We start from the raw sequence: 15,211 nt of genomic DNA, 5'->3' as shown, positions 1-15,211 counted from the left end.
GAACCTATTTTCGCAGCTTGCCCGACACCCGAACACCACAGGCACTCTCCGCACGCTGTGCGGCGGGGGCGGTCATGCCTGACACTGCGGGCACCAGTACAGTTTGCGGGCTGCCATTTCTTCGAGCACGATGTGCGTACCGCAGACTCGGCAAGGCAGGCCTTCGCGTTTGTAGACCCAGTGGCGATCGGCCCGATTCCTCATGGCGCGCCGGTATCCCGCGCCCTCGAGCTTGTCCATGGTCATCATTTGGCCGGTCGCAACACCTATGTGCAAGAGGTGTGCCCAGTCCTGCCACAGCGCGCGCGCGGTTTCGTCACTGAGCAACTTGCCGGGGGTGTGCGGATTGAGACCGGCACGAAAGAGAATTTCGGCACGATAGACGTTGCCGATGCCGCTGACCACGCTCTGGTCCATCAGTAGTCGGCCGATCGGCGTGGGTTTTTTGCGCACGACAGTGACGAAGCGTTCCTCGGCTTCGGGGGTGTTGTCCTGTTCCGGGTCGGGTCCGAGCCTGGCGATCGCGACGTCAACCTGAGCCGGGTCGAGGACCTCACACGCCGTCGGTCCGCGCAGGTCGGCGCACACCGTGTCGGTCAGCAGCCGCACCCGCACTTGGCCGACCGGTTCGGGGGGAAAGCTGTCGGCGAGGTCGATCTCTTTTTCCTGCTCCGACATGCGCACGCGGGTGCGCCGCGGTGCCCCGATACTGAAGATCGAGTTTTCACCGTCCACGTCAAAGGTCGGGGCCCCGAGCCCCGATGCGAGCTCGGTACCGTGCTGGTTGGTCTGGCCCATGCGGCCGTTGGCCGAGGCCATCGTGGCATCCATGAGAATCTCACCGTTGAAATCCCAGGCACCGTACAGTCCTAGATGGATGCGCAGCCACAGGCCGTGGTCGAACTCCAGAAACATCTGCTTGCCGACGGCGCGGGCATCCGTCACCGCGTGTCCGCTGAGTTGGGCGGCACCGGCCACGAACCGGCCCTGCGGCGAGCTGACAGTGACGCGGCGTCCGATGAAGTTGCGCTGAAACTGGCGGGTGATGCGATGAACCGAGTGACCCTCTGGCACCTTAGTTCACCGGCCGTCGACGTCTTTCCCGGCGATGGTTTTGGTTCGCTCATACTCGCCGAGCTGCCGGATGCGCCGCGTGTGCCGTTCCTCGTCACTGAACGGCTCGGCAATAAAAGCATCGATGAAGCTCGTGGCCTCCGCGATCGTGTGCTCTCTGGCGCCGATCGAAATGACATTGGCGTCGTTGTGTTCCCGGGCGAGCCGGGCCGTGCTGAGATTCCAGACCAGGGCGGCTCGGGCTCCGGAAACCTTGTTGGCGGCCATCTGCTCGCCGTTGCCCGAGCCGCCGAACACGACACCGAGCGCTTCGACGCCGGACTCCCGGTCGTCGACGGTCGCCTGCGCGGCGTTGATGCAGAACGCCGGGTAGTCGTCGAGGGCGTCGTAGGTCTGGGGGCCGTGGTCGATGACCTCGTGACCGGCCGCACGAAGGTGCGTGATCAGGTGGTGGCTGAGATCGAGACCGGCATGGTCCGTGGCGATATGGATGCGCATAGCACCAGTCTATTTATTGCTGCCCGCTTGGGTGAAAATTGGTTCGCGGGTACGGCTGCGCTTGAGCTCGAAGAACCCGTCGTAACTCGCGAGCGCCACGACGCCGTCCCACAGGCTTAGGGCGGCGTCACCCATGGGCGCCGGGGAGATGACCGGGCCGAAGAACGCCACACCGTTGACCGCAATCACCGGGGTTCCGACGTCCTGGCCGACCCGATTGATGCCATCGAAGTGGCTGGCGCGCATTTGGAGGTCATACTCGTCGCTGTCGGCGAAGGCCGCGAAGCTGGCGGGCAGGCCCACCTCGGCGAGCGCTGCGGCAATGACCTCGTCGGGATTGGTATTGCCGCCCGGGTGAATCTGTGTGCCGAGCGCGTCGTACAGCGCCTTGACCATTGGCTGGCCGTGCAGTTCGGCAGCGGCGGCCACGAGCCTGGTGTACTTCAGCGCCCGCGGAAAGAACGCCGCGTAGTCCTCGCTCACGTTCTGGTCTTCGTTGAGTACGGCGAGGCTCATCACGTGCCAGGTCACGTCAAGATTGCGCAGGCGAGCGACCTCATCCACCCAGCGCGAAGTCATCCAGGCCCAGGGGCACGAGGGGTCAAACCAGAAATCTACGGCATCAGTCATACCCCCAGCCTAGGCAGAACTCGCTGAATCCTCCCCGAAGCCGAGGCTGGCCATGTAGGCAATGGCCCCCATCAAGAGGTATTCTTGATAAATTGAAAAACTGTCACATATAGTACAGCCCTAACTTCGCAGCACATTATCTCCACGGGAGAAATTTTATGCCCACTGACCGAAGTGCATCCAACCTGAATTTTGACGCCACAAACGCCTCGGCCGGGAGGAAGAAACCTTCGAAAGCCTTGCGCCGTCGACGCATTGCCGTGTCCGATGTGAATGTCGTCGACAAACCCATCATGAAGCGTGCGCTCGGCGGCACCATCGTGGGAAATACCATGGAGTGGTACGACGTCGGTATCTTCGGTTACCTCATCACCACGATGGGCCCGGTCTTCCTGCCGGAGGCGGACGCATCCGTTCAAACTCTGTTCCTGCTTGGAACCTTCGCCGCTACCTTCTTCGCCCGCCCGCTCGGCGGCGTGTTCTTCGGCTGGCTGGGTGACCGCATCGGTCGTCAGAAGGTGCTCGCCACCACGCTGATGCTGATGGCCGCCTCGACCTTTGCCGTCGGCATCCTTCCCGGTTACGCGCAGATCGGCGTGTGGGCAGCGGTCCTGCTGGTATTCGTCAAGCTCGTACAGGGGTTCTCGACCGGTGGCGAGTATGCGGGGGCGACAACCTTCGTCAGTGAGCACGCGCCCGACACCCAGCGTGGTTACTTCGCGAGTTTTCTCGATATGGGCAGTTACCTCGGTTTTGCCGTCGGTGCTTCACTCGTCTCGGTACTCCAGCTCACGCTCGGGCAGTCGGTCATGGAGGAGTGGGGCTGGCGGGTTCCGTTCCTCGTCGCCGGGCCGCTCGGGCTGGTCGCAATCTACTTCCGATTGAAGATCGACGAGTCGCCCGCCTTCCAGGCCACCCTCGACGCCCAGGAGGAAGCGCAGAAGAATCCCGTCGGCGCCACGGCGGACACCCCCAAGAGCCCGATCGCCATTTTCAAGGCATACTGGCGCAACATCATCATCGCGATGATGCTCGTCGCCGCCGCGAATACGGTCGGCTATGCCCTCACCTCGTACATGCCCACCTATCTCACCGAGAACAAAGGCTACGACGAATTGCACGGCACTGCGCTGACAATTCCCATTCTCGTGATCATGGCCCTGTGCATCCCGCTGGCCGGCCGGCTGTCCGACCGCATCGGGCGCAGGCCGGTGCTGTGGATCGGAGCGATCAGCACGGTCGTACTGTCGTACCCGGCGTTCCTTTTGATCGGTGTCGGCGCAGTCTGGTCAACGCTGCTCGGCCTGGCGTTCATCGCGTTCCCGGTCACGTTCTACGTCTCCAACCTTGCCTCAGCGCTGCCTGCCCTGTTCCCGACGGCGAGCCGGTACGGTGCCATGGGTATTTCGTACAACTTCGCCGTGGCCATATTTGGCGGGACCACACCATTCATCATCGCGGCGCTCATTGTGGGCACCGGCAATGACCTGATGCCGGCGTTTTACCTGATGGGTACCTCGCTCATCGGTGCGATCGCCATCTTCTTCCTGCGGGAATCGGCCAACCGCCACCTCCCTGGCTCCATGCCGAGCGTGAACAGCGAAGAAGAAGCGCATGAACTCGTCAAGACGCAAGACGACAATCCCCTGCTCGACACCGACCAGATGCCGTTTGACCATACCTTCGAGCCGCCGACCAGCGCCATTCCAACTCAGGAATCGACGAAGGTGTAGAGCTTCCCGGTATCTATTTGCCCAGCCCAGTCGATGATCAGGCGGAGGCCCTGCGCAAAAGCCGGCTCCTGCGGACGATTAAGGAAGGCGTGCAACGTTTCGGGCAGTACGTGGTAGTCCACTGCGGTCCCGGCCGCTGAAAGTTCCTGGGCGAACTGTGCGGCGGAGGAACGCATTGAGTCCCGGTCCGCGTCGACCATGAGCGTCGGCGGGAAGCCGCCAAGCGGGTGGCCGCCGGGAAAAGCGTGAGCGTCCGACAGCGCGGTTCGCGTGCCTGCGTAGTGCAAATTCGTCAGATTGAGAAGCATCGGCGTGTGCACGAAGCGGCGTGGGCCTCGGAGTCGGCTGCGCAACTGGCGCGATCTCTTCGGTAGCGCGGCGTGGAAGAATCCGTAGGCGAAGAGAACGCCTGCGAGACCATCAGCCCCCGCGTCGGCCAGGCGAAGCACGGCGCCAGCTGATAAACACGCGCCGGCGCTGGCACCGCCCAGAATCACTTTGCCAACTGCTTCGCGCTGAACCTTTCGCACGACGGCAACGACATCATCAACCGGTACCGGAAAGTGCACGGCCGGGCTCCATACAGACCCACTCCCCGATCTGCGCGGCTTCGACAGTGTCGCCAGTCGGTAGGCTACGGTGACGACGGGGAATCCCGCTGCGGCCAGGGTACGTGCAACGTCGTGCGATTCCGGTTGATCGAGGCCGCCTTTGAAAAAGCCTCCCCCGTGAATCCAAACGATTGTTGCGCACCGGCGAGGAGAGATGTTGTCGGGCGGCGCATACCAGCGCACGGGAATGGACCCGTGCGTACCTTGGATCGTACTGTCGACCGACTTGACCCGCAGCGAAAGACGATTCCCCATTCCTGCACCCTAGCGCGAGACCGTACCAGGTCGGCGTTCATGCGAGCGTCCGGTCTGGACGCCGTTTTCGCTGAAACGGATGCTCCCAGTCGGTCCGCGTAAGATTCTCTAATGACTTCTGCGCCCACTCCCACCGCCGAGTTGGCAGCACCGGACACCGAGTTCGCCGGAATCGATCCGCACGATCTCGCCGTCACCCTCCGCGTGCTCGCCTCCCTGGCCGACATCGACCCGGACAGCCCCGACTTCGTCACCGTGCGCCAGGCCACCGCAAAGATGTTCAAGTCGGTCAAGATGGTGCGCCGCATCGAGAAACGCGCGGTCATCGCCGACGCCGATCGCAGTGTCATCGCCGCCACCGCCACCGGCGCACCCACCCGCATCGACGACGAGACTCGCGGTGCCCAGCTCTCTCTCGGTACCAGCGCGGCGACCGCCGGTGAACTGCTCGTTCCGCGCGCCTGTTATATCTGTAAGCAGAAGTACACCGTGGTCGACGCGTTCTATCACCAGCTCTGCCCGAGCTGCGCCCTCTCCAGTCACGCCAAGCGTGACGCTCGCACCAACCTCACCGGCAAGCGCGCACTGCTCACCGGCGGCCGCGCCAAGATCGGGATGTACATCGCACTACGCTTGCTGCGCGACGGTGCCCACACCACCATCACGACTCGGTTTCCGCGCGATGCCGTTCGCCGCTTCGCCGCTATGGACGACTCGAAGGATTGGCTGCACCGCCTGCGCATCGTCGGCATCGACCTGCGCGACCCGGCCCAGGTGATTGCACTGGCTGATTCCGTCGCCGCCCAGGGTCCGCTCGACATTCTGATCAACAATGCGGCGCAGACGGTGCGGCGGTCGCGCGGCTCGTACTCCCCCCTCGTCGAGGCGGAGGATGCTCCGCTGCCCGACGGCCCCCTTCCCGAGCTTGTGTCGTTCGGACACACCAATGATGCGCATCCGCTTGCCCTGGCTGCGTCGGTCTCCGGGCATCCGCTGCTCGCGGCCGCGTCCGGTGCCGGTGCCCTCACGGCGGATGACCTCACCCGGCTGGCACTCGCCGCCGGGTCGTCGTCGCTGGAGCGTCTCGCCGCCGGCACCGCCATTGACGCCGGCGGGCTTGTTCCCGACCTGCACGACGTGAACAGTTGGACGGCCAACGTCGAAGACGTGGATCCGCTCGAGATGCTCGAAGTTCAGCTGTGCAACACGACCGCACCATTTCTGCTGGTGAGCCGCCTGCGGGCCTCGCTGACCGCATCCACTGCCCGGCGTACCTACATCGTGAATGTGTCGGCGATGGAGGGCGTGTTTGGTCGAGGCTACAAGGGTCCCGGGCACCCGCATACCAATATGGCCAAGGCCGCTCTGAACATGCTCACCCGCACGAGCGCGAAGGAGATGCTGGAAGACGGCATTCTCATGACCAGCGTCGATACCGGCTGGATCACGGACGAACGCCCGCACCCCACCAAGGTGCGCCTGGCCGAAGAGGGCTTTCACGCGCCGCTCGACCTGGTCGATGGCGCCGCCCGAGTCTACGACCCGATCGTGCGCGGCGAGGATGGCGAAGACCTCTACGGCGTCTTTCTGAAGGACTACAGGCCCGGCGCCTGGTAGTACCGGGCCATCGACTACTGGAGTGTGCCCCAGGGGGCCAGGTAGTTCAACCAATCCTTCCCTGACCGGATCGCGCACATGGCGAGTACTCGAAGATGTCGAGTAAACCACAGGTCATACGGCAAAAATTGCCCCTGTTAGGCTGACCGCATGCTACGCCGCAGTCTGATCACGCCGACCGTTTTTCTCGCCATCGTCGCTCTCAGCGGATGCGCGGCCGAGCCCGTTGCAGGGCCGCCAACGTCAGCCAGCGCGGCGCCGACAGAGCCTGCCGCTGTCACAGGTGTTTACACCTGTGACGATGTTGCCACCCTCGATACCCTGGCCGGCGCGTTGGCCCCTGCCGACGGAAGTAGGCCGACCCCGGTAGCCGCGACGCAGCCGGGGATGGCCCTCACCGAGTATGCCGTGCCCGCCCTCGGCGGTCTGTCGTGCTCCTGGCGGGTCGGCACCGCGGCGGGCAGCCCGCTGGAGTACCCGGCCGATAGCGACTGGGCGTACCTCAGCGTCAAGATCGTACCGGGCGGCGCCGATTCCTGGGCGCCGTACGCCCTCGGCGACGGTCCGGCCGACACCCTCATCGATATCGGCGGCATCGAGTCCGCTTCGGGGTGCGGTGACCCGGGCTGCTTCATCTCCGCCCCGGTGGGCGACGCCTGGGTCGAAATCGCGATGACCACCATCTTCTTCGGCATCGGCGAAGGACATTTCGGCGGCATGACCAGCGACGCGATTTTGGCGCAAATGGAGCCGCTCGCGGCATCCGTTTTCACCGCTCTGACGGATGCCGAACCCAGGCAGCTGGTCTGGCCGTCGGTAGACCTCGTCGAACGTGAACCCGCTTGCACCGGCGCGCTCAAGTCGCAGGGCATTGCCATGGCGCTCGGAGTCGACTCGATCGAGTACGAAGTTTTCGACTCATCGAGCACCGGCCCGATCTGGTTTGGCGGGTTCGTCGCAAAGCGCGCTGGGCTGTTCACCTGCTCCGCGCACGCCGGTGGCGGTGCGGGAGCGTCGATCATTGTCGGCTACGACCTGGCCGGGATCGTCGACACCATGGTGTCCGAGCCGGATACGTCGACTGCGCTTCAACAGATCGTGCTGGAGGGCGCCGTCGACGGCGAACGCGCCGTGCAGATCTGCACCGACACAGGCTCGTACTGCACCGTGATCTTCTCGCTCGGCCAGTCGGCGTACCAGGTCGACTCGCAAAGTGACGCGGTGGCTGTCGCCGAGGCCATCATCGCGCAGGCTCGCTAGGTTTGACAAGGCTGCCACGAGAAACGGAGAAATACATGACCGAGGACACTTTCGACCGAGACGTCGTGCGCGCCTTCAAACACTTCATGGAACGGGTCGTATCTGCGGCGGATGACCGGGCCGGTTCGGGCCTGACACCACTCGGCGACCGCATCAGCGCCTTCCTCGGCGCCAACGCGTCAAGGTTGCCGGTCGTGTCGGAGACCCTAGCCGATCATCGCCTCGTCGACGCGGACATCGCCCTCAGCACGTTGACCGGCTCGGATCCGGCCGCGCTTCTCGGCGTTTCGGGTGGGCAGCAGCGGTTTCACTCGACGCTGTCCGAGCTCGTGGCCAGCCCGTTCCAGGGCTTCGGCTCCGGACCGCTCGACTATTCGGCCCGGGCGACCGGACCGACGTCGACCCGCCAGGTCGTCTCGTTCGGCCTCCGGCTCATCCGCTTTGACGGGCACCCGATCGCCGTGCTGCAACGCGCAGCGAACCCGCAATTCGGGCGCAACACGGCCGAACTCGAAATCATGGCCGAGTCGCCGCATACGGTCACCGGTTTTCTCGAGCACCTGCGCGCACTCATGATCGAGCACAGCGTGCTGCGCGGACAGGTGCTGTCGTTCGTGCACACCGAATACGGATCCGGAGCTGGAATCACCTTTCTGGAACGGCCCGTGGTACCGACGTCCGCCATCGTGCTACCGGAGGGCATCCTCGGCACGATTACCGACCACGTCATCGGAATCGGCGAGCAGCGCCAGGTCTTGCTCGCCGCCGGGCAACATTTGAAGCGCGGCGTGCTGCTCTACGGCCCTCCCGGAACCGGCAAAACCCTCACGGTGCGTCACCTGCTCAGCGAAACACCGGGCATCACCGCCGTGCTGCTCACCGGTACCAGCATCGTGCACATTGCCGCGGCTGCCGAGATCGCGCGCACCTTTGCGCCGTCGATCGTTGTGCTGGAAGACATCGACCTGGTCGCGATGCAGCGCAACGCCACTCCGCAACCTCTGCTGTTCGAGGTGCTCGACGCCCTTGACGGACTCGACGGCGATGCCGATGTGGCCTTCGTCATGACCACCAATCGGGTCGAGGTGCTTGAGCGCGCCCTTGCCGAACGGCCAGGTCGGGTCGACCTCGCCGTCGAAGTGCCATTACCCGCCCTTGCCGAACGCGAGCGGCTGTTCCGGCGCTACGCGGGAGGGCTGCCGTTCAGCCCGGCAGCCCTCGACGCCGCTGCCCGCCGTGCAGAGGGCGTGACGGGATCCTTCGCAAAGGAACTGATTCGTCGGGCGGTGCTTCGCGCTGCCCTCCGCGCCGACACCGTCGACGACAACGACCTGCAGATCGCCGTCGACGATCTGTTGTCGGCGGGCGAATCCCTCACCCGACGGCTCCTGGGCACCCGCACTGGCGACACCGAACGTTGGCAGCCCGAGGAGGAGCCAAGCGATGGGTCGCACGCCGGCGGCTACGTTTCGATGCATGATGCGGCGGCCGTGATGACGCGAGTTGCCTCCTTCGGCTGGAGCGGGCCGACAGGGCGTGTTGCACCAGCGGACGACGAGCAGGCCGAAGCCGAGCACACCGACGAGCCCCAGTGAGGTCATCTTTCGCATTCAACCGTGAATCCACGGCTCCCAACCCCCTGCCGACGGCCTGAGGTAGTCACCTGTTCTAGGACGTAGTGGCATGGCATGTCGTCAGTTTGCGATACGGTTTCGAATGGAACTACTGAGATGGTTCTGAGCTTCGCCCCAGAATACTATTCGAGAGCAGACCCAATGACCGATTCCACGACCCCTTCTCTGGCTGGCGAAAGCGTTGCTCCGGAGCAGACACCCGTGCCTCAGTCCGTCCCTGCTCCGCTTTTCGCAGAGCAGCAGATACCGCAGCAGCAGTATGTGCCCGTGCAGCAGATTCCGGTATTCATACCCCCAGCTCAGAATGCCTTATCGTGAAGCCGGCTCCCTCGAAGAAGGGTTTCGGCGTCACGTCCATGATCCTCGGGATCAGCGCGGTGATTTTCTCATGGACTGCAATCTTTGCGTTCATTCTGCTTGTCTGCGCGCTGGTGTTCGGAGCGATCTCCCTCAAGAAAGGCGAGACCCCGCGCGGGTTCGCGATTACCGGAATCGTCCTCGGGTCCATAGCTGTACTGCTCGTCTTGGTCATCATTGCGATCATTGCGATGGTTGTTGGAGCAGTTGCTACCGTGGGCACTGTCGGCTACTGACCTTTAAGTACCGGTAATAGGTGGGGCGGGCGCCTCCCCACAAGAGCCGCCCACCCTCACAGCGTCGCACGGCGGCCTTACCTCGAACAGGTGGTCGCCTGCGCGGTCGTCTCCATCCTGGCGAGTGAGACGTGGACGCGGATCACGGCAGCCATCAGTGATTGAAGCTGCACGTGTGGCCGCCGAGGCAGAGGCTGCGCGCGTTGCTGCGGTGGCTGAGGCTGCGCGTGTCGCCGCGAACCAGGCCGTTCTCGACTACCGCCTCAACGCGTCCGCTTGAGTCACCCGAGCCAGTGCACCGAGCGACCGTGCGGCTGGGTCAGGGCGATCGGGTCGCCGTCGAGTGCCAGAATAAAAGCGGATGCCTCCGCCGGCGCCTCCGCAAGTCGCTCCAGTACCCCGGGTACCACGCTCTGCCCCTCGTTCGACAGCCAGCGCACCGGCAACCGGATCATCTGCTCAGCGAACCGATTGCGGTCCTGCTCGCTCAGGTAAGCGAGCACGGCGGTGTGGAACACGACAACGGTGGCCCCGGCCGGAGCCCGCGACACGAGCGCCTCGATCTGGTCGACCAGGTCACCCGACACGATCTCGACCGGCTCCTGGCGGGCTACGGCTACCGCGGCGCGCAGCCGGGATCGACGGTCGTCATGTTCCGGCCAGATCAGCGCGTCGAGCCAGGCCACATCCGCGTCGCTGTGCACGTCGAGAGGGTGGAGGTCGATGCCGGCGCGCCAGACTATGTCAGGCATCCGCTCCGGCAGCGGCACCGGGCCGGTGACGGCGCAGTCCAGAACGACCGGGCTCGGACCGTCTGCCGGGTGCACCATCCGCTCGTCACCGGCGCTCTCTGAATCGCCCGCTAACCGATACCGGTAGCTGTACCGGTCGGGGTGCAGGCAGAGACCGGCGGATGCCCCCACCTCGATGATCGCGAGCGGCCCGGCGAGCGCCGCCAGGACCGGCAACAACACGGCGCACCGACCGGGCTCGTTCGTCTGGGTGGCGTGGGTCAGGCAGGTCGCGACCACGAGCGACCAGTGCTCGCGCAGCCAGGCCGCGAACTCCGGGTACTCCCTTACCGCTGCCCCGTTCAGCCGGGCCGCGCTGAACACCAGGTTCGGTTGGCGTTTGACCGCGGGCAACTGGTCGATCAAGGCAACGGTAGCGGGATCGGCCGCAACCCCAGCGGCCCAGCGTTCGTAAGAGGCGCTCATTCCGCGGGCTTCGACCCGGGCGAAGGCCCGGTAGCGTTCAGCGGTCGGGACGCTCGGATCGGTGCTTGCTCTCATGCCCACATCGTAATCATGGTTAGGCTTGCGGGGTGCGATGGCGCCACGAGTGCCATAGCTTCACCGTCCCGATTGGAATCCGTCGCGAATCGAATCGTGAATCGAATTGGAGAACTAAGTTGCCCGGAGAAAATCTCACCCGCATTGAAGCGACGGAGCGCGCTGCGCTCGTCACGGTAGCGAGCTACAACGTTGTGCTCGACCTCACCACCGGCCCCACCACGTTCGGCAGCACCACTACGGTGCGCTTTGCCGCCACCCCCGGCGCCGCGACATTCATCGACGCCATCACGGCGCAGGTGCATGCGGTGACCCTCAACGGCGTCGCGCTCGACCCCGCCGTCGTCAGTGACGGCATCCGAATTCAGCTTGACGGCCTGCAGGCCGAGAACGAGCTCGTCGTCATCGCTGACGCGGTCTATACCAACACCGGTGAGGGCCTGCATCGCTTCGTCGACCCGGTCGACAACGAGGTGTACCTGTACAGTCAGTTCGAGGTCCCCGACTCCCGCCGTGTCTTCGCGGTGTTCGAGCAGCCCAACCTGAAGGCTAAATTCTCTTTCACCGTCAGCGCACCGAGCCAGTGGCAGGTCGTCTCCAACTCCACCACGCCCGAACCGACCGATGCCGGCAACGGCAACAGCACGTGGGCATTTGCGCCCACCCACACCATCTCGAGCTACATCACCGCGCTCATCGCTGGACCCTACGCCGTCGTGCGCAGCGAGCTCACGTCGAGTGACGGGCGCACCATCCCGCTCGGTGTGTTCAGCCGCAAGAGCCTCAGCGAGTACCTCGACGCCGATTATATCCTCGAGAAGACCCGCCAGGGCTTCGCTTACTACGAGGAGAAGTTCGGCTACGCCTACCCCTTCGACAAGTACGACCAGCTGTTCGTACCGGAGTTCAACGCCGGTGCCATGGAGAACGCCGGCGCGGTCACCTTCACCGAGACATACATTTTTCGCTCCAAGGTGACCGACGCCGTCAAGGAACGCCGCGTCGTCACCATTTTGCATGAACTCGCCCACATGTGGTTCGGCGACCTCGTCACGATGACCTGGTGGAATGACCTCTGGCTTAACGAGAGCTTCGCCGAGTGGGCATCGACCATCGCCACCGCCGAAGCGACCGAGTGGCACGAAGCCTGGACCACCTTCGCCGTGATGGAGAAGAGCTGGGCGTACAAGCAAGATCAACTGCCGTCGACCCACCCGGTCGTCGCCACCATCCGCGACCTTGACGATGTGCTCGTCAACTTCGACGGCATCACCTACGCCAAAGGCGGCTCCGTGCTCAAGCAGCTCGCCGCCTGGGTGGGAATCGACGCGTTCTTCACCGGCGTCGGCTCCTACTTTCAAAAACACCAGTGGGGCAACACCGAGCTTTCCGACCTACTCGTCGAGCTCGAGGCCGCCAGTGGGCGCGACCTCAGCCAGTGGGCCGCCCTGTGGCTCGAGACCGCGGGCGTCAACACCTTGCGTCCCGAGATCGCCACAGACGAAACGGGCGTCATTACCGGTTTCACCGTGCTGCAGAGCGCCGCAGCAGACTACCCCACCATTCGACCGCACCGCCTCGCGATCGGCTTCTACACCTTCAGCGATGCCCACAAGCTCGTGCGCACGCACCGGGTCGAGCTTGATGTCGACGGTTCCACAACGGACGTCCCTGCTCTCGTCGGCCAGAAACGTCCCGACCTGATCCTGCTCAACGACGACGACCTCACGTATGCCAAGGTGCGCCTCGACCCGGCCTCTGAGGTCTGTGCCCTCGAGCACCTCGCCGCTATCGAGAGCCCGCTCGCCCGCGCCCTGGTCTGGGGCTCGATCTGGGACGCCACCCGCGATGCCGAAACCACGGCGCGCGACTTCGTGCGACTGGTGCTGAACAACGTGGCCACCGAAACCGAGTCGACGACGCTGCGCACGGTGCTCGGACAGGTCGTACTCACCGCGAACTACTACGTGGCCGAGCCGCACCGCACCATTGTCACCACCGAGGTCGCCGACGCACTGTGGAGCCTCGCCCAGGGCGCTGCGGCCGGCAGCGATGCCCAGTTCCAGTTCGTGAAGTTCTTCGCCGCTGTTGCGGCCACCCCCGCCCAACTCGAGAACGTGGCCGCCCTTCGTTCGGGCAACACCGTGCTGGACGGTCTCACCGTCGACACCGACTTGGCCTGGGAGCTGGTCACCGCTCTCGTCGCCGGGGGCCGCGCAGACGCCACCGAGATCGACGCGGCACTCGCGCGCGACAATACGGCCACTGGAGCCCAGTCCGCGGCTTTGGCCCGGGCCGCGCTCCCCACGGCCGAGGGCAAGCTCGCTGCCTGGTCGTCGCTCATCGACGTCGACACGGCCGCGACAACCATCGTGCGCACGACGGCCGCCGGGTTCCTGCGAGTGAACGACGAGGCGCTCCTCGAACCGTTCGTCGCAACCTACTTCGACATGCTGCAGTCCGTGTGGGAGTCGCGCAGCTTCTCGATCGGCGAGAAGCTCGTGATCGGTCTCTACCCGGCGCCGCTGAACAACCGGGCCCTCGCCGACGCGACGCAGGCCTGGCTCGACGCGAACCCGGAGCCGGCCGCGCTGCGTCGCCTCGTGGTCGAGAACCTGGCCGGAGTCGAACGGTCGCTCAGGGTACAGGCGCGCGACGCCGAGTAGCCAGCGATAGACAGCACCGCGAGCCCGCGGCCAGCCGACGGCAGGTCGCGGGCTTCTCGCGTACCGTCAGGTTCACAGCAAACTCCACGATTACCGAGAGGATGCCGCTGCCTGCGCTGCAGAGACCGGCCGGCTTCGGCTGCGTGTTGCTGGCGCCAATACAGCGACCGTGGTCTCTTCCCGGGTTCCGCGGACGGGCCCTCGGTAGACTGGCTTGGATATGAACTGGGAAATTTTTTGGGCCGACCTCGGTACCTACTTCGAGAAAATTACGTGGACCGTCTACCTGGAGAATACCTTCGCCGTCGCAATGATCATCGTGGTCGCTTTCGCCCTACGCTGGGTGCTGCAATTCGTCATTCGGCGCGTGGTGCAGCAGATCGTCTCCGGAGTCAAGAAGAATCAGAAGGTCGATGACACCCAGGCGCTGAATGTGTCACCGCTCGCCGCGGTGCGGGTCGTTCAGCGCTCGCGCACCCTCGGCGCGGTGCTGGCGAACGTCGTAAACGTGTTCATCCTGATTACCGCACTGCTGCTCATCGTCACGACCCTGAACAAGGACATTCTCGGCTCATTCGCGCTACTCACCGCCGCGCTCGGTGCCGGCCTCGGTTTCGGCGCACAGAACATCGTCAAGGACATTCTCAACGGACTGTTCATGGTCGTGGAAGACCAGATCGGTGTTGGCGACATCGTCGACGTGGGATTCGCATCCGGTGTCGTTGAAACGGTCGGAATTCGTATCACGCAGGTGCGCGATATCGACGGCACCCTCTGGTTCGTGCGCAATGGTGAGATTCTGCGGGTCGGCAACATGTCGCAGGGCTGGGCACGCGTCATCATCGACCTTGCCATTCCCTACAGTTCCGACGTTGAGGCTGTGCAAGACGAGTTGCTGCGCGTGGCTAGCGCCCTGGCCTCAAGCCGCAAGTGGCGCGCGTTCATCCTCGAAAAGCCGGAGATCTGGGGCCTTGAGTCGATCAGTGCCGAGGCCCTCGTCACCCGTCTCGTGGTCAAGACCCGGGTCTCGGCCAAGTGGGACTTTGCCCGCGACCTGCGCCTGCATATGAAGAAGGCCCTCGACGGCATGGGAGTGCCGCTGACGCCGCTCAACAGCGTGGTCATGACTACGGGCGATGGCACCATTGACGGCTCAGCCCTTGAACCGGCCGAGGGCGACGCGGCCGAAGACGCCGCCGCCGCCGTGCCCGACGTCGTCGACGGCGTGCGCACCGGCCCGGTCCCGGTGCGAAAGCCCCGCGGGCCGCGTAAGGCCAAGAGCGTCCCGGCCCCCTTGCACACACCCGACCCCGAAGTTCGTGGGGACGGCATTGACTGACAGCGAACT

Annotated in this window: 13 protein-coding genes; 8 read left to right on the top strand and 5 right to left on the bottom strand. The window is 64.6% G+C overall.

Features of this window, described 5'->3' with window-relative positions; all coding sequences use genetic code 11:
- Positions 1-72: 72 nt before the first annotated feature.
- From CXY70_RS03805 to CXY70_RS03795, 3 genes are read right to left on the bottom strand one after another with little or no spacing between them, the layout of a single operon-like run.
- Positions 73-1,074: an Fpg/Nei family DNA glycosylase gene (locus tag CXY70_RS03805; RefSeq protein ID WP_104191057.1), complete on the bottom strand. Its 1,002-nt coding sequence runs from the start codon at positions 1,072-1,074 to the stop codon at positions 73-75.
- Positions 1,075-1,080: 6 nt separating this feature from the next.
- Entirely contained in the window at positions 1,081-1,572 is a 492-nt protein-coding gene (locus CXY70_RS03800; RefSeq protein ID WP_104191056.1) for a ribose-5-phosphate isomerase, read from the bottom strand.
- Positions 1,573-1,581: 9 nt separating this feature from the next.
- Positions 1,582-2,202, bottom strand: coding sequence for a DsbA family protein (locus CXY70_RS03795; protein WP_104191055.1), 621 nt, complete (start codon positions 2,200-2,202; stop codon positions 1,582-1,584).
- Between the two features lie 158 nt (positions 2,203-2,360).
- Here CXY70_RS03795 and CXY70_RS03790 point away from each other — a divergent pair, with 158 nt between their 5' ends.
- On the top strand, positions 2,361-3,935 hold the full coding sequence (locus tag CXY70_RS03790; protein WP_104191054.1) for an MFS transporter: 1,575 nt from the start codon (positions 2,361-2,363) through the stop codon (positions 3,933-3,935).
- On the opposite strand, the gene CXY70_RS03785 is transcribed toward CXY70_RS03790, so the two are convergent.
- The gene (locus CXY70_RS03785; protein WP_104191053.1) at positions 3,914-4,801 is read right to left on the bottom strand and encodes an alpha/beta hydrolase; all 888 of its coding nucleotides are present in this window, start codon (positions 4,799-4,801) and stop codon (positions 3,914-3,916) included. The two genes, CXY70_RS03790 and CXY70_RS03785, sit on opposite strands and share 22 nt — an antisense overlap.
- Positions 4,802-4,912: 111 nt before the next feature.
- On the opposite strand from CXY70_RS03785, the gene CXY70_RS03780 reads away from it, so the two are divergent.
- The 5 genes from CXY70_RS03780 to CXY70_RS18465 all read left to right on the top strand — a co-directional run bounded on the left by CXY70_RS03780 (position 4,913) and on the right by CXY70_RS18465 (position 10,185).
- Positions 4,913-6,418, top strand: a complete 1,506-nt coding sequence (locus CXY70_RS03780; RefSeq protein ID WP_104191052.1) for an SDR family oxidoreductase — start codon at positions 4,913-4,915, stop codon at positions 6,416-6,418.
- Between the two features lie 150 nt (positions 6,419-6,568).
- The gene (locus CXY70_RS03775; RefSeq protein WP_104191051.1) at positions 6,569-7,678 is read left to right on the top strand and encodes a hypothetical protein; all 1,110 of its coding nucleotides are present in this window, start codon (positions 6,569-6,571) and stop codon (positions 7,676-7,678) included.
- Positions 7,679-7,713: 35 nt separating this feature from the next.
- A complete protein-coding gene (locus CXY70_RS03770) occupies positions 7,714-9,273 on the top strand; it encodes an ATP-binding protein (RefSeq protein WP_104191050.1) in 1,560 nt (519 codons plus the stop codon).
- A gap of 353 nt (positions 9,274-9,626) precedes the next feature.
- A complete protein-coding gene (locus CXY70_RS03765) occupies positions 9,627-9,905 on the top strand; it encodes a hypothetical protein (RefSeq protein WP_104191049.1) in 279 nt (92 codons plus the stop codon).
- 157 nt (positions 9,906-10,062) lie between these two features.
- Positions 10,063-10,185 (top strand): hypothetical protein, encoded by a 123-nt coding sequence (locus tag CXY70_RS18465; protein ID WP_255412006.1) that lies wholly within the window; start codon positions 10,063-10,065, stop codon positions 10,183-10,185.
- 1 nt (position 10,186) lies between these two features.
- Here the strand turns inward: CXY70_RS18465 and CXY70_RS03760 are convergent, their stop codons facing one another.
- Positions 10,187-11,197 (bottom strand): DUF2332 domain-containing protein, encoded by a 1,011-nt coding sequence (locus tag CXY70_RS03760; protein WP_104191048.1) that lies wholly within the window; start codon positions 11,195-11,197, stop codon positions 10,187-10,189.
- A gap of 119 nt (positions 11,198-11,316) precedes the next feature.
- On the opposite strand from CXY70_RS03760, the gene pepN reads away from it, so the two are divergent.
- Together pepN and CXY70_RS03750 are read left to right on the top strand one after the other, a co-directional pair.
- A complete protein-coding gene (gene pepN, locus CXY70_RS03755) occupies positions 11,317-13,863 on the top strand; it encodes an aminopeptidase N (RefSeq protein ID WP_104191047.1) in 2,547 nt (848 codons plus the stop codon).
- A gap of 220 nt (positions 13,864-14,083) precedes the next feature.
- Entirely contained in the window at positions 14,084-15,202 is a 1,119-nt protein-coding gene (locus CXY70_RS03750) for a mechanosensitive ion channel family protein (protein ID WP_104191046.1), read from the top strand.
- The last annotated feature ends 9 nt before the right edge of the window (positions 15,203-15,211 follow it).

This window comes from Cryobacterium sp. Y82, assembly GCF_002929495.1.
GTDB lineage: Bacteria > Actinomycetota > Actinomycetes > Actinomycetales > Microbacteriaceae > Cryobacterium > Cryobacterium serini.
This window is presented reverse-complemented; position numbering and strand designations above follow the sequence as displayed.